Annotated in this window: 24 protein-coding genes and 1 tRNA gene; 14 read left to right on the top strand and 11 right to left on the bottom strand. The window is 66.5% G+C overall.

Annotated elements, in window-relative coordinates; genetic code table 11:
- Window positions 1-94 precede the first annotated feature (94 nt).
- On the top strand, window positions 95-1741 hold the full coding sequence (locus C5B85_RS00430; protein ID WP_104284112.1) for a DNA repair helicase XPB: 1647 nt from the start codon (window positions 95-97) through the stop codon (window positions 1739-1741).
- 17 nt (window positions 1742-1758) lie between these two features.
- On the opposite strand, the gene C5B85_RS00425 is transcribed toward C5B85_RS00430, so the two are convergent.
- Window positions 1759-2574: a methyltransferase domain-containing protein gene (locus C5B85_RS00425; protein WP_104284111.1), complete on the bottom strand. Its 816-nt coding sequence runs from the start codon at window positions 2572-2574 to the stop codon at window positions 1759-1761.
- A 130-nt stretch (window positions 2575-2704) separates the two neighbouring features.
- Here C5B85_RS00425 and C5B85_RS00420 point away from each other — a divergent pair, with 130 nt between their 5' ends.
- From C5B85_RS00420 to C5B85_RS00410, 3 genes are all read left to right on the top strand, one after another.
- Window positions 2705-3403 carry a response regulator transcription factor gene (locus C5B85_RS00420; RefSeq protein WP_068479813.1) on the top strand — a complete coding sequence of 233 codons (699 nt, stop codon included), beginning with the start codon at window positions 2705-2707 and terminating at the stop codon, window positions 3401-3403.
- Window positions 3404-3441: 38 nt separating this feature from the next.
- Window positions 3442-5175, top strand: a complete 1734-nt coding sequence (locus C5B85_RS00415; protein ID WP_104284110.1) for a cell wall metabolism sensor histidine kinase WalK — start codon at window positions 3442-3444, stop codon at window positions 5173-5175.
- Between the two features lie 83 nt (window positions 5176-5258).
- On the top strand, window positions 5259-5549 hold the full coding sequence (locus tag C5B85_RS00410; RefSeq protein WP_104284109.1) for a WXG100 family type VII secretion target: 291 nt from the start codon (window positions 5259-5261) through the stop codon (window positions 5547-5549).
- A 254-nt stretch (window positions 5550-5803) separates the two neighbouring features.
- Here C5B85_RS00410 and groL read toward each other — a convergent pair whose 3' ends face one another.
- From groL to C5B85_RS00390, 4 genes are all read right to left on the bottom strand, one after another.
- Window positions 5804-7423, bottom strand: a complete 1620-nt coding sequence (gene groL / locus C5B85_RS00405) for a chaperonin GroEL (RefSeq protein ID WP_068479821.1) — start codon at window positions 7421-7423, stop codon at window positions 5804-5806.
- Window positions 7424-7636: 213 nt separating this feature from the next.
- Window positions 7637-7852 (bottom strand): cold-shock protein, encoded by a 216-nt coding sequence (locus tag C5B85_RS00400; protein WP_068479823.1) that lies wholly within the window; start codon window positions 7850-7852, stop codon window positions 7637-7639.
- 264 nt (window positions 7853-8116) lie between these two features.
- A complete protein-coding gene (locus tag C5B85_RS00395; RefSeq protein ID WP_181064205.1) occupies window positions 8117-8668 on the bottom strand; it encodes a LytR C-terminal domain-containing protein in 552 nt (183 codons plus the stop codon).
- Between the two features lie 4 nt (window positions 8669-8672).
- Complete coding sequence (locus tag C5B85_RS00390) at window positions 8673-8966, bottom strand: DUF3263 domain-containing protein (protein ID WP_104284107.1); 294 nt, start codon at window positions 8964-8966, stop codon at window positions 8673-8675.
- Between the two features lie 105 nt (window positions 8967-9071).
- On the opposite strand from C5B85_RS00390, the gene msrB reads away from it, so the two are divergent.
- From msrB to C5B85_RS00365, 5 genes are all read left to right on the top strand, one after another.
- The gene (gene msrB, locus C5B85_RS00385; protein ID WP_104284106.1) at window positions 9072-9488 is read left to right on the top strand and encodes a peptide-methionine (R)-S-oxide reductase MsrB; all 417 of its coding nucleotides are present in this window, start codon (window positions 9072-9074) and stop codon (window positions 9486-9488) included.
- Between the two features lie 81 nt (window positions 9489-9569).
- Window positions 9570-9645: transfer RNA gene (locus tag C5B85_RS00380), tRNA-Thr, on the top strand.
- Window positions 9646-9777: 132 nt separating this feature from the next.
- Window positions 9778-10833: a permease gene (locus C5B85_RS00375; RefSeq protein ID WP_104284105.1), complete on the top strand. Its 1056-nt coding sequence runs from the start codon at window positions 9778-9780 to the stop codon at window positions 10831-10833.
- The gene (locus C5B85_RS00370) at window positions 10826-11659 is read left to right on the top strand and encodes a TIGR03943 family putative permease subunit (protein WP_104284104.1); all 834 of its coding nucleotides are present in this window, start codon (window positions 10826-10828) and stop codon (window positions 11657-11659) included. The genes C5B85_RS00375 and C5B85_RS00370 overlap by 8 nt, the downstream gene beginning before the upstream one ends.
- A gap of 4 nt (window positions 11660-11663) precedes the next feature.
- A complete protein-coding gene (locus C5B85_RS00365) occupies window positions 11664-13082 on the top strand; it encodes a hypothetical protein (RefSeq protein ID WP_146077783.1) in 1419 nt (472 codons plus the stop codon).
- Window positions 13083-13166: 84 nt separating this feature from the next.
- Here the strand turns inward: C5B85_RS00365 and rlmB are convergent, their stop codons facing one another.
- The 3 genes from rlmB to C5B85_RS00350 all read right to left on the bottom strand — a co-directional run bounded on the left by rlmB (window position 13167) and on the right by C5B85_RS00350 (window position 16178).
- Window positions 13167-14162 carry a 23S rRNA (guanosine(2251)-2'-O)-methyltransferase RlmB gene (rlmB, locus tag C5B85_RS00360; protein ID WP_068479835.1) on the bottom strand — a complete coding sequence of 332 codons (996 nt, stop codon included), beginning with the start codon at window positions 14160-14162 and terminating at the stop codon, window positions 13167-13169.
- Entirely contained in the window at window positions 14159-15577 is a 1419-nt protein-coding gene (cysS, locus tag C5B85_RS00355; RefSeq protein WP_104284742.1) for a cysteine--tRNA ligase, read from the bottom strand. The genes rlmB and cysS overlap by 4 nt, the downstream gene beginning before the upstream one ends.
- Before the next feature lie 118 nt (window positions 15578-15695).
- Entirely contained in the window at window positions 15696-16178 is a 483-nt protein-coding gene (locus C5B85_RS00350) for a CarD family transcriptional regulator (protein WP_068479837.1), read from the bottom strand.
- Window positions 16179-16355: 177 nt separating this feature from the next.
- Between C5B85_RS00350 and C5B85_RS00345 the strand changes: the two genes are divergently transcribed.
- Window positions 16356-16955, top strand: a complete 600-nt coding sequence (locus C5B85_RS00345) for a DNA modification methylase (RefSeq protein WP_104284102.1) — start codon at window positions 16356-16358, stop codon at window positions 16953-16955.
- Window positions 16956-17040: 85 nt separating this feature from the next.
- Here the strand turns inward: C5B85_RS00345 and C5B85_RS00340 are convergent, their stop codons facing one another.
- Together C5B85_RS00340 and C5B85_RS00335 are read right to left on the bottom strand one after the other, a co-directional pair.
- Window positions 17041-17724, bottom strand: coding sequence for a response regulator transcription factor (locus C5B85_RS00340; protein WP_068479999.1), 684 nt, complete (start codon window positions 17722-17724; stop codon window positions 17041-17043).
- A 97-nt stretch (window positions 17725-17821) separates the two neighbouring features.
- A complete protein-coding gene (locus tag C5B85_RS00335) occupies window positions 17822-18994 on the bottom strand; it encodes a cell wall metabolism sensor histidine kinase WalK (protein ID WP_104284101.1) in 1173 nt (390 codons plus the stop codon).
- 172 nt (window positions 18995-19166) lie between these two features.
- Here C5B85_RS00335 and phoU point away from each other — a divergent pair, with 172 nt between their 5' ends.
- From phoU to C5B85_RS00320, 3 genes are all read left to right on the top strand, one after another.
- Window positions 19167-19868: a phosphate signaling complex protein PhoU gene (gene phoU, locus C5B85_RS00330; RefSeq protein WP_104284100.1), complete on the top strand. Its 702-nt coding sequence runs from the start codon at window positions 19167-19169 to the stop codon at window positions 19866-19868.
- A 158-nt stretch (window positions 19869-20026) separates the two neighbouring features.
- On the top strand, window positions 20027-20383 hold the full coding sequence (locus tag C5B85_RS00325; RefSeq protein WP_104284099.1) for a helix-turn-helix transcriptional regulator: 357 nt from the start codon (window positions 20027-20029) through the stop codon (window positions 20381-20383).
- Window positions 20362-21078, top strand: coding sequence for a cation transporter (locus C5B85_RS00320; RefSeq protein ID WP_104284098.1), 717 nt, complete (start codon window positions 20362-20364; stop codon window positions 21076-21078). The genes C5B85_RS00325 and C5B85_RS00320 overlap by 22 nt, the downstream gene beginning before the upstream one ends.
- 101 nt (window positions 21079-21179) lie before the next feature.
- Here C5B85_RS00320 and C5B85_RS00315 read toward each other — a convergent pair whose 3' ends face one another.
- Entirely contained in the window at window positions 21180-21929 is a 750-nt protein-coding gene (locus tag C5B85_RS00315) for a phosphoglyceromutase (RefSeq protein ID WP_104284097.1), read from the bottom strand.
- A 90-nt stretch (window positions 21930-22019) separates the two neighbouring features.
- Here C5B85_RS00315 and C5B85_RS00310 point away from each other — a divergent pair, with 90 nt between their 5' ends.
- Complete coding sequence (locus C5B85_RS00310) at window positions 22020-22898, top strand: bifunctional 2-polyprenyl-6-hydroxyphenol methylase/3-demethylubiquinol 3-O-methyltransferase UbiG (protein WP_104284096.1); 879 nt, start codon at window positions 22020-22022, stop codon at window positions 22896-22898.
- Window positions 22899-22940 lie beyond the last annotated feature (42 nt).

Genomic DNA, 22940 nt, shown 5'->3' with positions numbered 1-22940 from the left:
CGGCGCGGAGTAGACCGCGGCGCAGACTAGTCGCCCTGACCCGACCCCGCCAAGCACTCAGGCGCGCGAAGGCCGGCGGGTATGATTGACCGTTATGGCACTTGGACCGTTGATCGTACAGAGCGACAGAACTGTCCTGCTCGAAGTCGCCCATCCCGACGCCGACGCCGCACGCCACGCGCTTGCGGTCTTTGCCGAGCTCGAGCGTGCTCCAGAGCACATCCATACGTATCGGATCACGCGACTTGGCCTCTGGAACGCCCGCGCTGCAGGCCACGAGGCCGACGAGATGCTCGACGTCCTCGAGCGCTTCGCGAAGTTCCCCGTCCCAGCATCCGTCTCCGCGGAGATCCGCGAGACTGTGGCGCGCTACGGCAAGCTCGTGATCTCCCGCGATGAGCACGGCGAGCTTGTCGTCTCGAGCGACGACCCCGCCGTGCTCCTGCAGATCTCCAGGGCCAAGCACGTTGCGCCCCTCCTCGAGGGGCCGACCGGCGAATCCGGATTCCGGGTTCAGGCCTGGGCGCGCGGCGAGCTCAAGCAGCAGCTCGTGAAGCTCGGCTGGCCCGCGGAAGACCTGGCCGGCTACACACCGGGCACACCGCACGCCATCGCGCTCGACGAATCCGAATGGCAGCTGCGCGACTACCAGCGCTCGGCCGTCGACCACTTCTTCGCCGGTGGCTCCGGCGTTGTTGTCCTCCCGTGCGGCGCTGGCAAGACCCTCGTCGGGGCGGGAGCCATGGCGACAGCCTCGACAAGCACTCTCATCCTCGTGACGAACACGGTGTCTGCGCGGCAATGGCGGGACGAGCTTCTCCGGCGGACCACGCTCACGGAGGACGAGATCGGCGAGTACTCGGGCGAGATCAAGGAGATCAAGCCCGTCACGATCGCGACCTACCAGATCCTCACGGCTCGGAGGAAGGGCGTCTACACGCACCTCTCGCTGCTCGATGCCCTCGATTGGGGTCTCATCGTCTACGACGAGGTGCACCTTCTTCCCGCGCCGGTCTTCAAGCTCACCGCCGAGCTGCAGGCACGCCGCCGCCTCGGGCTCACGGCGACTCTCGTCCGCGAAGACGGGCGGGAGGGCGACGTCTTCAGCCTCATCGGCCCGAAACGCTTCGACGCTCCGTGGAAGGACATCGAGGCGCAGGGGTACATCTCACCAGCCAAGTGCTACGAGGTGCGCGTCGACCTGCCGTACGAGACGCGAATGGAGTACGCGGCGGCAAGCGACGACGAGCGGTACCGGATCGCCGCGACGGCGCCTGCCAAGCACGAGCTCGTGAAGGCCCTCATCGCCAAGCACGAGGGCGAGAACATCCTGGTCATCGCGCAGTACCTCGATCAGATCGACAGTATCGCCGAGGAGCTGGGCGTCCCGAAGCTCACGGGGCAGACGCCCATCGCCGAGCGCGAGGAGCTGTTCCAGGCCTTCCGCGAGGGCCGAGAGAAGGTGCTTGTCGTCTCGAAGGTCGCCAACTTCTCCGTCGACCTGCCGGATGCGTCTGTCGCCGTGCAAATCTCCGGCTCGTACGGCTCACGCCAGGAGGAGGCTCAGCGGCTCGGCCGACTGCTCCGCCCGAGCTCGACGGGCGTGACCGCGTCGTTCTACACGTTGGTCTCCCGCGAGACCGTCGACCAGGACTTCGCGCAGAACCGCCAGCGCTTCCTCGCGGAGCAGGGCTACTCGTACGAGATCCTCGACGCCGACGCGATCCTCGCGCCGGCGTAAACAGTCGGCACGGTCGATCACACGCGCGCGAGCAACTCCACGTGGGTCATGACGAACTCGGCGTCGTCATCGGACGCCCACGCCGACCAGGCATCAGCGATCCGCTGAAGATCTCCAGACGACGCGATGCCCCGAGCTCTGGCGTCCTCCGCGAAGCGAGAGAGCGTTGCTCGCTCGGCCCACGTGGAACCCCACCACTCGCGCTCGTCACCCGTCGCGAAGATCCACGCACTCGCCGTGAGTCGGACATCACCAAGTCCCGCGGCTCGCGCCCAGCTCTTGAGGAGCCTCCCCGCATTCGGCTCGCCGTCGTTCGATCTGGCGACCCGGTCGTACACCGCGAGCCAGTGGTCGAGCGCGGGGAGCTGCGGATGCCACACGCACGTGCCGTAGTCGACGTCGCGCACAGCAACAAGCCCACCCGGCTTCGTCACTCGGCGCATCTCACCCAGCGCCGCAACAGGGTCGGCAAGATGCTGCAGCACCTGATGCGCGTGCACAACATCGAACTCGCCATCCGCGAAGTCGAGCGCGTAGACGTCGCCAAGCTGGAACTCCGTTCGCGAGTCCCCTCGGGAGACCGCGGCGGCACGAGCCGTCTCGAGAGGCTCATCGACGACTTCGATGCCGATGACCTGACCAGCCGCACCGACCAGCGCCGCCAGATCGAGCGTGATCGACCCGGGCCCGCAGCCGACGTCGAGCACGCGCATCCCCTGTCGGAGTTCGGGCAGCAGGTATGCGGCCGAGCTCTCGGCCGTGCGACGCCCGTGCGAGCGAAGCACGCTCGAGTGGTGCCCGTGCATGTACCTGGGTGCAGCGGAGTCGTCCATACCGGCACAGTAGTGCAGTCGTCGGGCCGAAGAATTCTCACGAGGGCGACCCAGAAGATTAGCGCACCCGCAGAGCGGAGACACCGCGCGCCGTCAGACTTCACTCAGACGGCGTCAAGATACTTAGTCCATGACTGATGGCCCCAAGATTCTCGTTGTTGACGACGAGCCAAACATCCGCGAACTCCTGTCGACCAGCCTGCGCTTCGCAGGGTTCATGGTGCGTGCCGTCGGCAACGGCGCCGCTGCGATCTCCGCTGTCATCGAGGAGGAGCCCGACCTCATCGTTCTCGACGTCATGCTCCCCGACATGAACGGCTTCGGCGTCACCAAGCGCCTGCGCGCTTCCGGGTACACGAGCCCCATCCTCTTCCTCACCGCCAAGGACGACACCGACGACAAGATCGAGGGCCTCAACGCGGGAGGCGACGACTACGTCACCAAACCGTTCAGCCTCGACGAGATCGTGGCCCGTATCAAGGCGATCCTCCGTCGCACGATGCAGGCAGAGGAAGAAGCGGTCATCCGCACCGGAGAACTCACGATGGACCAGGACACCCACGAGGTGTTCATCGGCGACGAGCCCATCGAGCTGTCCCCCACGGAGTTCAAGCTGCTCCGCTACCTCATGCTGAACCCGAACCGCGTGCTCTCCAAGGCGCAGATCCTGGACCACGTGTGGGAGTACGACTTCAACGGCGACGCCGGAATCGTGGAGTCCTACATCTCCTACCTGCGACGCAAGCTCGACCAGTTCACGGAGGAGCCGCTCATCCAGACAAAGCGCGGCTTCGGCTACATGCTGAAGGTCTCCGGGGCCAAGGCCTAGCAGAGGTGGCCAGGCTCGGTCACGAGGGGAAGTAGGCGGTGCCGTTCAAGGCCTGGCGCTGGGATCGGCTCTCGCTCCGCAACAAGCTGACGATCGTCAACATCACCCTGTTGACGTTTGGCATCGTCGTCGCCGGAATAGGGACGACGCTGCTGCTTCGACCGACCCTCGTTTCGCAGACGGACTCGCAGTTGAGCGTCTACGCGAGCGACCCGACCCAGTTCCTGGCCACCGACGTATCGTCGCAGCTATTCACGTACGATTCGGTGCGCATTGCGCCGTCGACGCTGTATGTCGCCGTCGTCGATGCCGAAGGCGAAGTTGTCGTCGACAACTGGGGGCAGTGGCAGCGCCCGCGGGCGATCGCACCGGAGGTGCCGACCGACGCCGCCAACCGGGGAAGCCAGAGCCTCTTCGACATGGAAGATCCGCTCGGCGCGAGCTGGCGGACGATCACCGTTCCAGAAGGCGAGTATGCGGCCGATCAGGTGCGAGGAACGCTCCTCATCGCCGCCCCGCTCACGAGCGTGAACGCGACCATGGTCAACTTCCTCGCCATCTTCTTCGGATTCGGACTGACCGTCGTGATCTTCGGGGCCGCCCTCACTCGGGTGCTTGTCTCAGCCACCCTGCTGCCCCTCAGGCAGGTCGAGGCAACTGCCATGCAGTTCGCGTCAGGCGACTACTCGCAGCGGCTCCCCGCCGGGACGCCCAACACGGAGGTCGGGCGACTCTCGCGGTCGCTCAACACCATGCTCGTGCGCATCGACCACGCTTTCGACGAGCGCACACGCACGATCGCCCAGATGCGCAGGTTCGTCGGCGACGCCAGCCACGAGCTACGCACACCGCTTGTCACCGTGCGCGGGTACGCCGAGCTCTACCGCATGGGGGCGCTGAACGACCCGGAGAAGGTCGGCCAGGCCATGGAGCGGATCGAGAAGGAAGCCCTCCGCATGGGCGGCCTCGTCGAGGACCTCCTGCAGCTCGCGCGGCTCGATGAGACCCGCGAGCTCGTCAAGGACGTCATCGATCTCGAACCGATCGCAGAAGACGCGGCGATGGATGCCCACGCCACGGCAAAGGACAGAGTTGTGCGGGCCCTCCCGGTGCGCATCATCCAAGACCCTCAGGACGAGGCCGACTCCCCCGGGATGGCGACCACCGGCGAGCTGCCGGCTCCGATCGAAGCAGAACCGGTCGCCGAAGACATGGCCACCTCGCCGGAGGCCACTCCCGCGCGCCGCGCGATCTGGCGGCGGCGCCCCCTGCCCCGCCCCGCGCTGCGAGGCTTCCCGATCCGTCGCAAGGGCGTGGAAGCAAGCGAGGTCGAAGTCGCTGAGGCCGACGAGGACTTCGGCGACGTGCCGGCCATGGTCCATGCGAACGAGGACAAGGTGCGACAGGCGATCTCCAACCTGCTTGGCAACGCCATGCGGTACACCCCGGAGGGATCGCCGCTCGAGGTCGGCGTCACGGTCGACCTGCCGAACCAGCTGGCAATCGTCGACATCATCGACCACGGGGAGGGCATCCCTCCGCAGATCAGGCAGAAGATCTTCGAGCGCTTCTGGCGCGCGGACACCTCGAGGGCGCGCGAGACCGGCGGCTCCGGGCTCGGCCTGTCAATCGTCTCGGCGATCATGAAGGCGCACGATGGCGAAGTCGACGTGTTCGAGACGCCTGGCGGCGGTGCAACCTTCCGCCTCAAGTTCCCACTCCTCATGTCTGCGCCTGTGGACAGTTCTTCCTCCACAGCCCCGAACGCATAGCCTCAGCTCGGCCCCGAGCTCCCTTAGCCTTCTCGCGAGGTGCCGCCGGAAGCGGTCCGGCGGCCGACGAGGGGGGAACCACCATGGCCATCTACATGGTTGACAGCGAACAGTTGCAGCTCACCGTGACGAACACCCAGGCATCCATCGGCCGCGTGCAGGCGGAGGTCGCGACGCTTCTGTCCAACCTGACCGCCTTGGAGGGCTCGTGGACCGGTGAGGCCGCGACTGCCTTCCAGGGGCTGGTCCAGCAATGGCGCGCAACCCAGGTGCAGGTCGAGTCGAGCATCTCGTCGATCAACGGTGCCCTTGGCAGTGCAAGCGCCAGCTACGGCACCGTCGAGGGCGACGTGCGGCGGCTCTTCAGCGCCTAGTTACCCGGGAGCGCCTGGGGGTCGGACGCAGATGGGTGGGCACACCCGCTCGCTACTCGGCGAAAGCGTGCACGACAGGGCGTGCACGACAAGGCCTGCACGACAAAGCCTGCACGACAAGGCCTGCACGACAAAGCCTGCACGACAAGGCCTGCACGACAAAGCCTGCACGACAGGGCCTGCACGACAAAGCCTGCACGACGAAGCGGGCGACTCCGTGAGGAGCCGCCCGCTTGCCTACTTGCGTGGGGTGCTTAGAAGTCCATTCCAGCGCCCGGGTCCATCGCAGGAGCGCCAGCCTTTTCGGGCTTGTCTGCGACGACGACCTCGGTCGTGAGGAAGAGACCAGCGATCGACGCAGCGTTGAGCAGCGCGGACCGCGTGACCTTCACTGGGTCGAGCACGCCTGCTTCGATGAGGTTGACGTACTCGCCGGTTGCGGCGTTGAGGCCCCAGCCGTCTTCGAGTCCGGCGACCTTCTCAGCGACGACGCCCGGCTCGAGGCCAGCGTTCGTTGCGATCTGCTTGAGCGGTGCGAGAATGCCGACCTTGACGATGTTGACGCCAGTCGCCTCGTCGCCCTTGAGCTCAAGCTTGTCGAGCACGCGAGCGCCAGCCTGGATGAGCGCAACGCCACCACCGGCGACAATGCCCTCTTCGACGGCAGCCTTCGCGTTACGGACTGCGTCCTCGATGCGGTGCTTGCGCTCCTTGAGCTCGACCTCGGTCGCTGCTCCGGCCTTAATGACGGCGACGCCACCGGCGAGCTTCGCGAGGCGCTCCTGGAGCTTCTCGCGGTCGTAGTCGCTGTCGCTGTTCTCGATCTCGGCGCGGATCTGCGCAACGCGACCGGCGATCTGCTCGGGCGAGCCAGCGCCCTCGACGATCGTGGTCTCGTCCTTCGTGACAACAACCTTGCGGGCCGTGCCGAGGAGGTCGAGCGTCGTGTTCTCGAGCTTGAGGCCGACCTCTTCGCTGATGACCTGTCCACCGGTGAGGATGGCGATGTCCTGCAGCTGTGCCTTGCGGCGGTCGCCGAAGCCGGGAGCCTTGACGGCAACCGACTTGAAGATGCCGCGGACCTTGTTGACGATGAGGGTCGCGAGAGCCTCGCCCTCGACGTCCTCAGCGATGATGAGGAGCTGCTTGCCTGCCTGGATGACCTTGTCGACGACAGGCAGGAGGTCCTTGATGTTGGAGATCTTGCCGTTGACGATCAGGATGTAGGCGTCTTCGAAGACGGCTTCCTGGCGCTCGGGGTCGGTGACGAAGTACTGCGACAGGTAGCCCTTGTCGAAGCGCATGCCCTCGGTGAGCTCGAGCGTCGTGCCGAAGGTGTTCGACTCCTCGACGGTGACGACGCCTTCCTTGCCGACCTTGTCGATCGCCTCGGCGATGATCTCGCCGATCTGTGCGTCGGCAGCCGAGATCGAGGCGGTAGCAGCGATCTGCTCCTTGGTCTCGACCTCCTTGGCGGATGCGAGCAGCTCGGCGACGACGGCCTCGACGGCCTTCTCGATGCCGCGCTTGAGCGAGATGGGGTCTGCACCTGCAGCGACGTTGCGGAGGCCCTCGCGGACGAGCGCCTGAGCGAGGACGGTAGCCGTGGTCGTTCCGTCACCGGCGACGTCGTCGGTCTTCTTCGCGACCTCCTTGACGAGCTCTGCACCGATCTTCTCGAACGGGTCGTCGAGCTCGATCTCCTTGGCGATGGAGACGCCGTCGTTCGTGATCGTGGGCGCGCCCCACTTCTTCTCGAGCACGACATTGCGGCCACGTGGGCCGAGCGTGACCTTGACCGCGTCGGCGAGCGTGTTCAGTCCACGCTCAAGCCCGCGACGGGCCTCTTCGTCAAAAGCAATGATCTTCGACATATGTGTACTGCGTCCTTTCCGGACGTGGTTCGTGAGGTTCGTGGTTGGCACTCGAACGAGGCGAGTGCAAGTCCATATTGGCACTCGCCCCTGTCGAGTGCAAGCCACCCCTGCCCCTTCTCGCTGCGGGCGAACGACAACCCGAATACCGGCGCCGCACAGACGAAAACGGCGCCGACCCGCTCAGGGGCCGACGCCGTTTCTCGTTGTGGGTCAGAGCGCGCGCACGGACTCCGCCTGGGGGCCCTTGTCACCCGCTCCGATTTCGAATTCGACCTTCTGTCCCTCTTCGAGAACGCGGTAGCCCTGCATCTCGATGGCCTTGTAGTGCACGAACACATCCTGTGCGGCCGCGCCGTCGAGCGCATCCACAGTGATGAAGCCGTAGCCCTTGTCAGCGTTGAACCACTTCACGGTTCCGTTCGCCATGTTTGTCTCCATTGCTCAGTAGTACTCGCCGGCGCCAGCCAGCGGAGCCCTGCATGCGTGCGAGGGGGACGAACGATGGTGCCCAGGACTCGAGCAAGATACTAGGTGGCGACCTGTTGAGCTTGGAAGCCCAAAAAGCGGATCTCGTCACCTGGGGACGTTTTGTCTTCAAAAGTTCACACCGTTGGAACACAAGCGCGTCATTCCCCGGAGAATCAACGGACAAAATCGCCGTTCCTGCCTGAGCAGAGCGCGCTGAAGGCCTTAGCCTGCGAGGTCGGTTCCCACGATGACCACGATCGTTCCAGCCGCAGCGACGTTCGGGTCGAGCACGGCGGTTCCGCCACCTAGCGATTGCACGAGGGCAAGCGCCGCGGGCTCCTGTGAGGCGTCGTTGTAGGAGACGGTTGTCGTCTCGTAGTCGGAAGTCGGAGCATCCGCCGTCTCGGTGACGTTCCACCCTGCGGCCGTGAGTTCCGAGGTCGTTCCGCCAGCGACTCCCGCGAGCTCCGTGCCGTTGAGCACCCGAACGGAGACGTTCGGGTCGAGCTGCGGTACAACCTCGGCCGGAACCTCTTCAACCGGAACTTCTTCCGCCGGCGTCTCACTGGCCTCCGTCTCGGCCGTGGGGCTGAAGGAGACGACGCCGTTGATGACCTGCATGGCGACCGCCGCAACGGCGACGATCACGACGACGGCGAGCAGACCCCACAGCCAGGAGGCGAGCTTGGCCAGGCGAGTTCGGGGAGCGCGATGCGCGCCGCGCCTGTCGAGCCCTGGTGGGATGTCGTCGAAGCGATCCTTGGGGTAATTCACGTGTCTACCGAATCCGTCCTGAGGTGGGAGAGGCGCTGGACATACGCTGCTCGCGCCGCAACTGGCGCTCATCCGCACGCCGCTCGCGCGCACGCCGCAGGCGGCCGACGAGCAGTGGCTGATGCGCAAGCGCAGCTGGTGTCTCGATGAGCGTAGCGAGATTTCGGTAGTACTGCGTCGTCGACCAGCCGAAGCGGTCTCTGATCGCCGCCGCCTTCGCCGCATTCTGCCGCGGATTCATCTCTTCGAAATCCAGCAGAGCGCGCTCGAGGTCGCTGAGCTCCACGTCCCTTGCCATGCAGGAAGTGTACGAGCAAGGCTCACGGAGTGGACTCACGCAACGCGCGTATGCTCATTCCTCCCTGGCCGCTCCCAGCGGTCTCGTCGATTTCCAGGAGGCACGGTGTCCTACGCCGTCAACAAGCCAGATTCAGAGTGGCGCGCTGAGCTCACGCCGCAGGAGTACCACGTGCTGCGCGAGGCAGGCACCGAGCGGGCGTACACCGGTGAGCTCCTCGATGAGGGTCGCGCGGGGCTGTACACGTGTCGCGCGTGCGGCTCCGAGCTCTTCAAGGCCGGCACCAAGTTCGATTCCGGATGCGGGTGGCCGAGCTTCTACGAGTCGGTGCGGCCAGACGCAGTCCAGCTGCTCGAGGACCGCACGCTCGGCATGGTGCGCACCGAGGTGCGCTGCGCGAACTGCGGCTCCCACCTCGGCCATGTCTTCCCAGACGGCTTCGGCACGCCGACGGGCGACCGCTACTGCATGAACTCGCTCTCGCTCTCCTTCACACCAGAAGAAGAAACCACCGCCGAATAGGCGCAGACGCAACCTGATTGGCCATGCGGTGCACGAGGTGTGCACCGCATGGCTATGATGGTGCCGCTGCGATTGCAGCAGGCCGACTTAGCTCAGCTGGTAGAGCACCGCTCTTGTAAAGCGGATGTCGCGAGTTCGAACCTCGCAGTCGGCTCCACATCGCCCGTCGCCGCGCGACGCGACTCCCGAGCACGTCTGTGTCTCCATTTGTGCCTGTGTCTCCGCCTGTGCGTATGTCTCCGCCTGCGTCTCGGACTCCGCGAAAGCGCGCCGAACTATACTCGGCTGGATGCACGAGCACACGACCGCGCAGCGCAGCAAGCTCCCGCAGCAGCGCACGGCCGCCAACCGCGGAGTTCTCGGGCTGACGATCGGCGCAGGCCTCGTGCTCACGCTCATCGCTATCCGCACGCTCACGGCGTCGCTCGACGACCAGCCGGTGCTCGGGCCGATCACCGACTTCGTCACCCTCTCGCTGAGCGTCGTCATCGAGTCGATGCCCTTCATCATCCTCGGCATCCTGCTCTCGATCGTTGTGCAGCACTGGCTTCCGCCCGGCTTCCTCATGCGCATTCTGCCGCAGACGCCGTGTCTGCGGCGTGCCGTCATCTCGCTGTTCGGCATCGCACTCCCCGTCTGCGAATGCGGGAACGTGCCGCTCGCCCGCGGGCTCGTGCTCCGCGGCTTCACGCCCGCCGAGTCGATCACGTTCCTGCTGGCGGCCCCCATCCTCAACCCCATCACGATCGTCACGACCTACCAGGCCTTCGGCTGGGACCACGGCATCCTCGCCGCCCGCATCATCGGCGGATTCGTCATCGCGAACGTCATCGGGTTCCTCTTCAGCAGGCACCCGAGGCCGCAGGACTTGCTCACGCCGAGCTTCGCCGCGACCTGTGAGCTCGAGGCGAAGCACGGCCACGACACGCGCTCGAGCGTGCGAGACCGGTTCCGTGCGAGCGCGTCGATGTTCGGTGCCGAAACCTCGACGATGCTCCCCGCGCTCTTCGTAGGCTCCGCCATCGCCGGAGCGATCCAGGTCGGCGTCTCGCGCGACCTGCTCACGACCCTCGGCGAGCATCCGGTGCTCTCCGTGCTCGTGCTCATGACCCTCGGCTTCGTCATCTCGATCTGCGCCAACGTCGACGCCTTCTTCGCCCTCTCGTTTGTCGGCACCTTCATGCCGGGCGGCATCGTCGCCTTCCTCGTGATGGGCCCCATGATCGACGTCAAGATGCTCGCTCTCATGCGTACGACCTACACGAGCGCGGTCCTGGCGCGCATCACCCTCATCGTCGCGCTGTCAGCCTTCACCCTCGGACTCGGAGTGAACCTCATTGCTTGAACGACTGCTCTCCAGGTGGCGCGGCGTCGCCCTCACCCTCATCACCGTCGTCGCGACGGTGTGGCTCTCGATGACCGGCGGGCTGTCGCTCTACATCCACCCTCGCTACTTCGTCTTCACGTCGATCATGGCGGTCATCGGCGGCATCCTGGCGATCGCCGCCATCGCGGTCACGCCAGCGCGCGACGAGCACGGCCACGATGGCCGCCACGACCACTCGCACGAGTCGAATGCGCTCGGCTCGTCACGCTCGAGGCGCCACAACCGCCGCCCTCGCCTCGGCGCGCGTCAGCGCTTCGCCGTCATCGCCTCGACGACCGCCACTGTGCTTGTCGTCGTCACGGCGTTTGTCGCGCTCATCGTCGCGCCGCCCGTCACCCTGAGCTCCGCCGCCGTCGAGAACCGCTCCCTCAACGCCAACGCGCAGACCGTCGACTCCCCAATCGACGAGGGCGAGACGCTGCGCGGACGAGACACGAGCTCTTTCACGGTCAAGGACTGGGCCGCCATGCTCCGGCAGGGCGACGGCGAGCAGCAGGTCATGGGCGAGCGTGCCAAGCTCGTCGGGTTCGTGACCGTCGACCCGGATGCGCCCGACGCGTTCATCCTCGCCCGGTTCGTCGTGAACTGCTGCGCGATCGATGCCGCGCCTGTCGGCGTCGCCGTGCACCAGCCGGGCTGGCAGGCGAACTACCCCGTCGACTCGTGGGTCGAGGTTGATGGCGCATTCGTCACGAACCCGAGCGCGTCCAGCACGGAGCGAGTCGCGCTCATGCCCACGACCATCACCGCTATCGACCAGCCGAACGACCCCTATGTCTACTGATCTCGTGTCTGCCGATCTTGACTCGCGGAGGAGCCGCGGGGGCGGGAGCTTCCGGAAGACGTTCATCATGGCAGTCGTCGTGCTGGCGTTGCTGGCGGCCGGATTAGCCGTCGGCAACATCCTGCAGGGGCCCCGAGTCGCATCGACGGCGGTCAACGCGATCGGCACGGTCGAGCAGCAGGGCACGCGCCTCGTCCTCACCCCCAACCAGCGCCTCCGCGAAATAGATCCGTCACAGGTTGTCCTGGAGCCAGCGGCCGACTACAGCATCACGCAGGAAAACGGCACGATCACGGTGACCTTCGAGCAGCTGCTCGCGTACGACACGAGCTACACGCTCACGGTCGCAGACGCGGTCAGCTCGTCGACCGGTGTCTCGTCGACGCTTGAGACCGAGTTCACGACGCCCCAGCTCGAGGTGTCGACGCTGGTGCGCGGCGCCATCTCCACAAGCGGCAGCCTCGAGGACCGCGTCATCGAGACGAACGTCTCCGGCGGCGGCGAGCCGCGCATCCTCTTCACCTCACCCCGCATCCAGGAGTACGCGCTGACCGACGCGTTTGTCGCGGTCATCGAACAGGATGCTGCGGGGCTTGGCACCGTCGGCGTGGCGCCCCGCGCAGAACCGGGCCCAGCCGTGCCGCTGAACGTGGACGCGACCGGCAGCCTCTCGAGCCTTGCGGCGGACGCGGAGAGCGGGCTGATCGGGTTCGTCATCGACGGCACCCACTCCGATGGGCAGACCGAGCTCGTGCGTTCGCTGTTCGTCTTCGACACGAGCGACACGTCGTTCCGCCCCAAGCAGGTCACCGGGCCAGACGGGACTCCGCTGATGGTCTCGACGTGGGCGTTCGCCCCTCGCACAGGCGCGCTCATCGCGCAGACCCTCGACGAGCAGCTCTACCTCGTGAACGTCCTGGCGGGCACCCCCGCCGAGCCGATCGGACAGGCGCAGCACTTCCACGGGTTCATCCCTGGCACCGCGACAGCCGTGACTTCCGGCGTCGGCGGGTACACGCTCTTCGACCTCAGCACTGGAACGGCCGAACCGCTGACACCAGCGGCGATGACGCTCACCGAGTCCCAGTATCTGACGCAGACGAGCGTCCTCGACCCGGCCGGCACCCAGATCTCGGCGGTCGCGGATGCTGCTGCCGGGCTCGCCGACGTGACGGTCGAGCTCGCAGAGGCCTCAGGCCAGCGCACGCTCTTCGACCCGGGCGACAGCGGAGAGTGGCTCCGCGACATCTGCGTCTCCCCCAACGGCCAGTACCTCGCCGTTGAGACGGGCCTCGGCGCGCAAGGCCCGGACGGCTACGCCGTGCTCCCAGGGATGAAGCAGTCGACGACCACCGTCATCGACATCGCGAGCGGCGCGGAACTGCGCCGGCTCACCGGCTTCCTGACGTCGTGGTGCCGCTGACGGTACCAGCGGTCATCCACCTGTGCTGGCATGACGATGGGCCTCACCCGCAGGGGTGAGGCCCATCAGCGTCAAGCGCCTCGGCTACTTGGCCGCGCGCTTGGCGGCGCGCAGCTTGGCGACCTCGTACATCGTGATGCTCGTCGCGATACCCGCGTTCAGCGACTCGGTCGCCCCGTCGATCGGGATCGAGACGATCGCATCGCAGTGCTCGGTGACGAGCCTCGAAAGACCCTTGCCCTCGCTGCCGACGACGACGAGGAGCGGGGAGGTCGCGAGTTCGAGCGAGGGTAGCGACACGTCGCCGTCACCGTCGAGGCCGATGACGAACACGCCGGCTTTCTTGTAGGCCTTGATGGTGGCCGTCAGGTTCGACGCCATCGACACGGGAAGGCGCGAAGCGGCTCCCGCCGAGGTCTTCCACGCCGAGGCCGTCATGCCGACGGAGCGACGCTGCGGCACGATGATGCCATCGCCACCGAACGCCGCGACCGAACGCACGATGGCGCCGAGGTTGCGGGGGTCGGTGATGCCGTCGAGCGCGACGAAGAGCGGGTTGCGGCGACGCTGAATCGCGCGGTCGAGCTCTTCCATGGGGTCGGCGTACGTGTACGCGGGCACCTTGATGATGACGCCCTGGTGCACCGCATCGCGGCCGGCCATGCGGTCGAGCTCAGGACGCATGACCTCGAGGATCGGGATCTTGCGCTCGGTGGCGATCTTGAAGATCTCCTTGACGCGCTCGTCCATCTCGCCGCGGGCGGCGACGTAGAGCGTCGTCGCGGGGATGCCGGCGCGAAGCGCCTCGACAACCGAGTTGCGACCAGTCACGAGCTCCGTGCTGTCGTCGGTACGGGCGCGGCGGGGCGCGCCGCCCTCGCGCTGCGCCGGGCGCGGCTTGGAGCCGCCGCGCGCCGCCTCGAGGCGTTCCTTCGCGGCCTTCCGCTTGCCGGCGACGTGCCAGGAGCGGTCCTCGGCGCGCGGCGTGTTGCCTCGGCCTTCGAGGGACTTGCGGCCGTTGCCGCCTGTGCCCTTGGTCGGGCCCTTCTTGCTGCGATTGCCGCGCGAGTTCGTGCTCATGCCTTCTCCAACGTCCAGAAGCTGCCGTTCGGCGAGTCTTCAATCTGCACGCCGGCTGCTGCCAGCGTGTCTCGAATCTGATCTGCGCGGGCGAAGTCCTTCGCACCGCGGGCCTGCTTGCGTTCGACGAGCAGCGAGTCGATGAGCGCGGCGAGGGTCGTCTCACCCGTCGCATCCGCTCCCCCGCTCCACTGCTCAGCGCGTGGGTTGATGCCGAGGATGTCGAGCATCGAGGTGACCTCTCGAGCGGCGCGAGCCGCCGCATCCGTCGCTCCCGTATCGAACGCCTGGTTTCCGCTCGTGACCGTCTCATGCAAGGCCGCGATGGCCTGAGGGACGGCGAAATCGTCGTTCATGGCCGCGACGAACGCGGTGGGAAGATCGTCGAGGCTCGGCGTCTCCCCGCCAGAAGCGAGCACGCCGGCACGCTCCGCGCGCTCCAGGAACGCTTCGATGCGGGCAAACGAAGCCGTCGCCTCTTCGAGAGAGGTCGGTCCGATCTCGATCGTCGAGCGGTAGTGCGCCGACCCGAGGAAGTACCGAACGACAACTGGCCGCGCCGACGAGAGCAGATCGAGCGCCGAGACCGTGTTCCCGATCGACTTCGACATCTTCTGCCCTGCGACCGACACGAGACCGTTGTGCACCCACGTGCGAGCGAACTCGAGGCCAGCGGCGCGTGACTGCGCGAGCTCGTTCTCGTGGTGAGGGAAGCGGAGATCGCGGCCACCACCGTGGATGTCGAAGGTCGGCCCGAGGTACTTGGTGGACATGGCGGAGCACTCGATGTGCCACCCCGGCCTGCCTTCCCCCCACGGCGACGCCCAGGCAGCCGAGTCCGGCTCGCCTGACTTCTGCCCCTTCCACAGCGCGAAGTCGGCGGCGCTGCGTTTCCCTCGGCTCGGCGACTCTCCCTCGGCCATGTCCTCGGGACGCTGGTGCGTGAGCTCGCCGTAGCTCGGCCAACTGCCCGTGTCGAACCACACATCGCCGCTCTCATCCGCAGCCGGATAGGCGTGGCCGCGCTCGATGAGCAGCGCGATGAGCTCCTGCATCTCCGGGATGGACCCCGTCGCACGCGGCTCGTAGGTCGGTGGGCGGATGCCAAGGGCCGAGTAGGCGGCGTTGAACTCGCGCTCCACTCGGTACGCCAACGCCCACCACGGCTCGTCCGCCGTCGCACCTGCCAGCGTCTTGTCGTCGATGTCCGTGACGTTGCGCACGAGCGTCACACGAAGCCCAGTCGCCTCGAACCAGGATCGGAATTGGTCGTAGACCAGCGCGGAACGGAGATGGCCTGCGTGCGGCGCCGACTGCACCGTAGGCCCGCAGACGTACAGCGAAACCTCGCCTGGCACCATCGGCGTGAAGTCGCCGAGTGCTTGCGTCTGCGTGTCGTAGATGCGCTGTTTCACTGCACCAGCATACGCGTCGGGGCCGCACGGACGAATGAACGTCCCTGCGGCCCCGGCGATGAAGCGCATGGTGTGTGCTGAGCGGCCGCCCCGAGGGAGGCTGCCGGTGTTCAGAAGACTAGGACGCGAGGACCTTGTCGAGCACGTCTCCGGCCTTCTCTTCGTCGGTCTTCTCCGCGAGAGCAAGCTCCGAGACGAGAATCTGCCGCGCCTTCGCGAGCATCCGCTTCTCTCCAGCGGAAAGGCCCCGATCCTGGTCGCGACGCCAGAGGTCGCGGACGACCTCCGAGACCTTGATGACATCGCCGGAGGCGAGCTTCTCAAGGTTCGACTTGTACCTGCGGGACCAGTTGGTCGGTTCCTCGGTGATGGGGGCCCGCAAGACCTCGAACACACGGTCGAGACCGTCCTGCCCGATGACATCGCGCACTCCAACCAGGTCGACGTTGTCAGCAGGAACCTCGATAACGAGGTCTCCCTGTGCAACGTTCAACTTGAGGAACGTCTTTTCTTCGCCCTTGATGACTCGGATCTTCACCTCTGAAATGGTGGCCGCGCCGTGATGGGGATAGACGACTGTCTCCCCGACCTCAAACTGCATAAATACAAGCCCCTTTCGGCACCTAAGAGTACCATGTCAAAAGGGCTCATCTGAGGGTGGGGGTGGTAGAGTCCGCCGCCGCGTCGTCCAGCAGCCGCACCTAGATCAGATAGGCTTGCCGCATCCTGTGAATTCGTGTGGCGACAGCCGCACGGTCCGAACCTGGAGGCTCCAGACGTGAAGATCCGCGCCGTCGCGTCCGTAACCCTTGCCGCGGCAGTCGCGGTTGGGCTTGCCGGCTGCAACTACATCTCCCCCCAGCGCACTACGACGCAGTACTCGGCCAGTGACGGCACGAACGCCAACGTCGGCGAGCTCGAGGTCCGCAACGCGATCCTCATCACCGACACGCTGACCGGCACCGACGTGACCGACCGCGCCAACCTGATCTTCGCGCTCGTCAACCACACGGGCAGCGCCGGTTCGCTCGACATCACGTACACGGGCCTCATCAACGGCGTCGAGCAGGACGTCGTCGTCACCGTCCCCGTCGCCGCTGCCGCTGGGGTCACGCAGGTCGGCTTCGGCGAGGGCGCCACCGTGCTCCTCGAGGGCATGGACTTCTCACCTGGCTCCACCCACGAGGTGACCTTCACTGCGTCGCTCGACGGTGAGCAAGCAGTCCAGGCCGTGAACGTTCCAGTGCTCGACGGCACGCTCCCCGAGTACTCCACGCTCGTTCCGGGCCCTGCCCAGACCGAGCCACCGGCAGCGCCGCCGAGCATCGCCCCGACGCCGTCCGCGACCACGGCGCCCGAAGAGGGCGGCACGGCCTAGCCGACGCACGCAGATAGCCGAGAAGGGCGCATCCACCTGGTGGATGCGCCCTTCTTGTGTCGCTCGCTTGGCGGCAGATCGCAGGTCAGCCCTCGTAGCGGTACCCGAGACCTCGGACCGTCACGAGTCGGACCGGCGTCGACGGCTTCTCCTCGATGCGGCTGCGGATGCGCTTAATGTGCACGTCGAGCGTCTTGGTGTCGCCGTAGTAATCGGGTCCCCACACCCGGTCGATGAGCTGCCCGCGGGTCAGCACGCGACCCGAGTTGCGCATCAGGTACTCGAGCAACTCGTATTCCTTGAGCGGCATGGGGGTCACCTTGCCGGAGACCTGCAGAGTGTGCCTGTCCAGATCCATGCGCACCTCGCCGACCTCGATGATGCTGTCGTCTTCGCCCTCGTCCTCCTGCTCGTTGCGGCGAAGCACGGCGCGGACGCGGGCCAGCAGCTCTCGAGTGGAGTAGGGCTTCGTGACGTAATCGTCGGCACCGAGCTCGAGTCCAACGACGATGTCGACCTCGCTGTCCTTGGCGGTGAGCATGATGATCGGCACCTTCGACGTGAGTCGGATCTGCTTGCAGACCTCAGTGCCTGGAACGCCCGGGAGCATCAGGTCGAGGAGCACCAGGTCGGCGCCATCCCTGTCGAACAGGTCGAGGGCGTCGAGGCCGGTCTCAGCGACGGCGACTTCGTATCCCTCCCGTCCGAGGAGGAAGGAAAGCGGCTCGTGCAGTGCGGATTCGTCTTCGACGAGGAGGATGCGGGTCACGGGGGCCATTGTGCATATCTTTCGTGAACATTGAGTGACGCACGGGCTTCCGCGCGCGTTGTACGGCGTGGCGCCGCCCGGATGCGCCCGGCGGGCGTCAGGCGGAGCGGCGCTCGGTGAAGCGCTGCAGGTCGATCTCGTCGACCACGGAGTCGGCCGAGGGGAGCCGGACGGTGAAGGTCGACCCCTTGCCCGGCTGCGACCAGACCCGGACGTCCCCGCCGTGGTTCTCTGCGACGTGGCGAACGATGCTCAGGCCGAGGCCGGTTCCGCCCGTCCGGCGGGAACGGGCCTGGTCGACGCGGAAGAACCGCTCGAAGATGCGCCCCTGATCTTCGGGGGCGATACCGATGCCCTGGTCGGAGATGGCGACCTCGACGGTGTCGTCGACGAGGCGCGTGCCGATGCCCACCCGCGAGTTTGGCGACGAGTACTGGACCGCGTTCGACACGAGGTTGGTGAAGCACATGAGCAGGTGCGCGCGTTCGCCGTAGACAAACGCATCCACGTCATCGCCGAGCACGATCTCGACGGCACCGACCTCGGCGGGGACCCTCGACTGATCGACGGCGAGCGAGAGGATCTCGTGGATGGAGATGAGCTCCGGGTGCGCGAGGGAGTCGCTCGACTGCAGCCTCGACAGTTCGATCAGCTCGTTTGTGATGGACGCGAGGCGCAGGCTCTCCTTGCTGAGCCGCCCCGTGAAGTACTTGACTTGCTCCTCGTCGCCCGCCGACTCGGAGATGGCCTCGGCCAGCAGCGTCACCGCACCGATCGGGGTCTTGAGTTCGTGGCTGACGTTCGCGACGAAGTCCCGGCGCACGCTCTCGACGCGGAGCGCTTCTGTGCGGTCTTCGGCGAGCACGAGGAAGAACCTCGTCGACAGGGGGGCCGCGCGCACGCGAACGTGGATCTCCGATCGCCCGAACGGGCCCCTGGCGATCTCGAGATCCCTCGTGACGGCCTCCCCCTGCCTTCTGGCCTCATCGACAACCGCGCCGACGCGTTCGTCGAGGCGGCCTCCGGGTCGAACGAGGCCTTTGGAGGTAGCCCCCGGGGAAGACTGGTAGACGTTCCGAGAAGGGTCGGTGACGATGACGATCGAGTCGAGGGCGCCGAGCAGATGCTCGATGCCCTCTGGGAGGCGGGGTGAGAATGCAGCTCGCGCCTTTGCCTGCCGTACCGAGGCGACGTGGAGCAGCCAGACGAAACCTGCACCCAAGAGGAAGCCGAGTACGATCGCAAGGACCACTGCGACGGACGAGTCCATGTGTCCAGCATATGGGCCAGCGGATGCGTCACCCGTCGTACACGAGTCGGTTACCTTGGCTCCGTAGACTCGCCTGCGAAGGCAGGGTCACTCCCAGAGGCACTGGGCGACCGGTCTGCCCAGAACTACGGGCAGCGGCACATCGCCCGTTGCCATGAAACAGAGGATAAACATGCGCGAAGTTTTCCAGCAGGAACTCGCTGAGGTCAGCAATGGCCTCGTGGAGATCGCCCGCCACGTCGAGTCCGCCATGCAGCGCGCCGCCGTTGCGTTCACCAACTCCGATGTCGCCCTCGCCGAGCAGGTCATCTCCGATGATGCCCGCATCGACGAGCTCGCCATCGCGCTCGATGAGCACACCATTGAGATCATCGCCCGCCAGTCCCCCGTCGCACGCGACCTGCGCCTCGTCGTGAGCGCGCTGCGCATCAGCTCGTCGCTCGAGCGCATGGGTGATCTCGCGGCGCACATTGCGGCGCTCGCCCGCTACCGCTTCCCGGGCGGCGTCGGCCCGAACACGCTCCGTCCGGTGTTCGCCGAGATGAGCCGCCTCGATGTCGCCGTCGCACGTCAGCTCGTCGCCCTGCTCGATGCAGGCAACGACGAGGAGACGAACCGCATCGCCGACGAGATCAAGGCGAGCGACACGCAGATCGACGACCTGCACCGCAGCACGTTCGACGCCCTCCTGTCCGACGACATCCAGGCGCAGAGCGTCGAGGTTGTCGACGCGACGCTCGCGAGCCGCTACTTCGAGCGCTTCGCGGACCACGCCGTCTCGATCGCCCAGAAGGTGCAATACCTGACGAGCGGCGAGTGGATGCAGGAGAAGGAGCCGTCCACGCCAGTCTCCCCGGTCACCCCCGGCGTCTAGCGAACCCCAGCACTGAGACCGCACCCCGGTCGCCGCTGGTCCACTCGGGCCAGCAGCGTCCGGGGTGCGTTCGTGTTTCTGGTGCATCCGTTCGTCTGGCATCTTCGCGAGTGAAAGACGCGCTTGCTTAATACAGCCCTCACTGTATTAATTGGGGCATGACTTCTTCGACCACCACGCGCCTCGATGTCATGAATCGACTCGGCCGCGCGATGGCAGACCCCTCCCGCTCGCGCATCCTCATGCAGCTGCTCGACGGCCCCAACTACCCGGCGCGTCTTGCCGAGGACCTCGGGCTGACTCGGCAGAACGTGTCGAATCACCTGACCTGCCTGCGGGATTGCGGGATCGTCATCGGGGAGCCGGAGGGCAGGCAGACGCGCTATGCGATCTCCGACCCCCACCTCACCCTGGCGCTGACGGCGCTCGTCGGAGTTGCCCTCGCCGTGGACGAGGAAGCTCCCTGCCAGGACTCGGCGTGCCCTGTGCCTGGATGCTGCGAGCCGACCTCGTGACCGGCTCAGCGAAGACCCCAACCACTACCAGCAGATCTGAGGCTCGTCGCGCGGTGTTGCAGCAGCGCATCCGCCTGGTCGTGACCTTCACGATCGCCTACAACGTGATCGAGGCGGTCATCGCCCTCTCAGCGGGCGCCGCTTCATCATCGGCCGCCCTCATCGGCTTTGGTCTCGACTCGGTCATCGAGGTGCTCTCCGCCGCAGCGGTCGCCTGGCAGTTCACCCGCCGCGAACCGGAACGATGGGAGAAACCGACTCTTCGTGTCATTGCGGTCGCCTTCTTCGCTCTCGCCGCCTACGTGAGCATGAGCTCAATCCTCGCGGTCACGTCCGGCTCCGAGGTCGCGCACAGCACCGTCGGCATCGTACTGGCCGCCGTGAGTGTCGTCCTCATGCCGTTCCTCTCGCTCATCGAGCGACGCGCGGGGCGGGAACTCGGTTCAGCCACGGCCGTCGCGGACTCCAAGCAGACCCTCATCTGCACCTACCTGTCCGCCGCTGTCCTCGTCGGACTCCTCCTGAACTCGCTCCTTGGCTGGGCTTGGGCGGACGCCGTCGCGGGTCTTGTCATCGCCGTTTTCGCGGTCCGCGAGGGAATCGAGGCGTGGCGGGGTGACACGTGCGCGACTTCGGTCGGAATGCTCCTCGAGGACGAGGAAGAACACGACCACGAACACGACCATCACCGCTGACGATCCCGTCGTCATTGGTGATCGCGAAAGAGGAGCCCCCGTCCAATGACGGGGAGCTCCTCTTTCGTGTGTCCCGGAGCGAGCCCGGGGTTCGCTCGGTGCTACTTGCCCTGAGAGGCGACCGCGGCTGCGCCGGCGGCGGCTGCTTCGGGGTCGAGGTACTCGCCCTTGCCGAGCACTTCGTGCGTTTCGGGGTCGAAGCGGTACACGAGAGGCATGCCCGTCGGGATGTTGACGGCGGCGATGTCGTCGTCGCTGATGCCCTCGAGGTGCTTCACGAGCGCGCGGAGGCTATTGCCGTGCGCGGCGATCATGACGGTGCCGCGCTCGATGAGCGTCGGCAGGACCTCCTCTTCCCAGTACGGGAGGAAGCGCACGAGGACATCCTTGAGGCACTCGGTGCGGGGAAGGTCGTCGCCGAGGTCGGCGTACCGCTCGTCGTGCGCCTGCGAGAACTCGCTGCTGTCGTCGAGGGCGGGCGGTGGGGTGTCGTACGAGCGACGCCACTCCATGAACTGCTCTTCGCCGTACTGGTCGCGAACCTGGGCCTTGTCCTTGCCCTGCAGGTCGCCATAGTGGCGCTCGTTGAGGCGCCAGGTGCGCTCGACGTCGATCCAGCCGCGACCAGCTTCCTTGAGCGCGAGGTTGGCGGTGTCGATGGCACGCGTGAGCAGCGACGTGTAGAGCACGTTGGGCTTGAGTCCGGAGTCGCGGATGAGGCGGCCCGCACGGGCGCCCTCTTCGCGTCCCTGTTCGGTGAGCTCAACATCCACCCAGCCGGTAAAGAGGTTCTTCTCGTTCCATTCGCTCTGTCCGTGACGGACAAGGATGAGCGTCAGCGCTTCAGTCATGCCACCAAGCGTACCGAGTAGGGGTGACCCGCGTGCGACGCGGAGTTGTCGCACGCTGAAATAGTCCCGTCGGCTCAATACTCTTGTTGCATGGCATTGGGTCGACTCACTCGAGGAACGACGGGAACGAACCGTCTGCGGCGAATCGACCGATGGATAGCACAGCATCCCGCATTGAGATCCGTCGAACGCCCGCTGGTGATCGACTTGGGCTACGGGGCCAGCGGCGCAACCGCCTTCGAGCTGGCGGAGCGTCTCGGGCGCGCCGTGCCCGGGGTCCGCGTGCACGGTCTCGAGATCGACCCTGGACGCGTCGCGCTCGCCAGAGAGCAGCTCGCCGACCGACCGGAGTTGCGTGGTCGCGTCTCGTTTGCGGTCGGCGGGTTCGAGGTGGCGACGCCGAAGGGCGAATCCCCCGCCGTGATCCGCGCCATGAACGTGCTGCGGCAGTACGACGAGTCCGAGGTGGCGGACGCCTGGTCACGCATGACCGCGAGGCTCGCGCCCGGCGGCCTGCTGGTCGAGGGGACCTGCAACGAAGTGGGCCGTGTCTCGTCGTGGGTGGGAGTCGACGCGGCCGGACCGCAGACATTCACGGTCTCGCTGCACACGGCCAGCCTCGAATCGCCGCTGGTCGTCGCCGAGCGACTGCCGAAGGCGCTCATCCACCGCAACGTTCCAGGCGAAGGCGTCCACGACTACCTCAAGGCGCTCGACGACGCCTGGCAGCGGGAGGCCCCGCGGCAGACGTTCGGCGCCCGACAGCGCTTCCTCGCCGTGTGCGAGCGGATGCGCGCGGCCGGCTGGCCGCTCGTGGACACGCAGAAGCGCTGGCGTCTCGGTGAGCTCACGGTCGCGTGGAAAGCAGTCGCGCCCTCCACGGGAGCCCTCGCCCCGTCGCATCCACCATCGCTGCCCGGCGTTTCGCCCTCTGGAGGCCCTCGCAGAGGGGCATTCGACGGGCAGTGATCATGGGGAGAGCCCGGCGAGGCGGCGGGCGGCCGGGCGGCC

Origin of the sequence: Pseudoclavibacter sp. AY1F1 (assembly GCF_002931075.1) — a bacterium.
In the GTDB taxonomy this organism is placed as follows: domain Bacteria; phylum Actinomycetota; class Actinomycetes; order Actinomycetales; family Microbacteriaceae; genus Pseudoclavibacter.
Note: the sequence above shows the minus strand (reverse complement) of the source record. Positions and strands in the feature narration are given on the sequence as shown.

Coding starts and splice junctions, on each gene's coding strand:
- rlmB (WP_068479835.1), bottom strand. CDS start 14,162: ATGAGCACGAACTCGCGCGGCAATCGCAGCAAGAAGGGCCCGACCAAG.
- C5B85_RS00390 (WP_104284107.1), bottom strand. CDS start 8,966: ATGGCAAGGGACGTGGAGCTCAGCGACCTCGAGCGCGCTCTGCTGGAT.
- C5B85_RS00425 (WP_104284111.1), bottom strand. CDS start 2,574: ATGGACGACTCCGCTGCACCCAGGTACATGCACGGGCACCACTCGAGC.
- C5B85_RS00315 (WP_104284097.1), bottom strand. CDS start 21,929: ATGACTGAAGCGCTGACGCTCATCCTTGTCCGTCACGGACAGAGCGAA.
- phoU (WP_104284100.1), top strand. CDS start 19,167: ATGCGCGAAGTTTTCCAGCAGGAACTCGCTGAGGTCAGCAATGGCCTC.
- C5B85_RS00375 (WP_104284105.1), top strand. CDS start 9,778: ATGCACGAGCACACGACCGCGCAGCGCAGCAAGCTCCCGCAGCAGCGC.
- C5B85_RS00420 (WP_068479813.1), top strand. CDS start 2,705: ATGACTGATGGCCCCAAGATTCTCGTTGTTGACGACGAGCCAAACATC.
- C5B85_RS00430 (WP_104284112.1), top strand. CDS start 95: ATGGCACTTGGACCGTTGATCGTACAGAGCGACAGAACTGTCCTGCTC.
- C5B85_RS00335 (WP_104284101.1), bottom strand. CDS start 18,994: ATGGACTCGTCCGTCGCAGTGGTCCTTGCGATCGTACTCGGCTTCCTC.
- C5B85_RS00310 (WP_104284096.1), top strand. CDS start 22,020: ATGGCATTGGGTCGACTCACTCGAGGAACGACGGGAACGAACCGTCTG.
- groL (WP_068479821.1), bottom strand. CDS start 7,423: ATGTCGAAGATCATTGCTTTTGACGAAGAGGCCCGTCGCGGGCTTGAG.
- C5B85_RS00320 (WP_104284098.1), top strand. CDS start 20,362: ATGCTGCGAGCCGACCTCGTGACCGGCTCAGCGAAGACCCCAACCACT.
- C5B85_RS00410 (WP_104284109.1), top strand. CDS start 5,259: ATGGCCATCTACATGGTTGACAGCGAACAGTTGCAGCTCACCGTGACG.
- C5B85_RS00400 (WP_068479823.1), bottom strand. CDS start 7,852: ATGGCGAACGGAACCGTGAAGTGGTTCAACGCTGACAAGGGCTACGGC.
- C5B85_RS00325 (WP_104284099.1), top strand. CDS start 20,027: ATGACTTCTTCGACCACCACGCGCCTCGATGTCATGAATCGACTCGGC.
- C5B85_RS00350 (WP_068479837.1), bottom strand. CDS start 16,178: ATGCAGTTTGAGGTCGGGGAGACAGTCGTCTATCCCCATCACGGCGCG.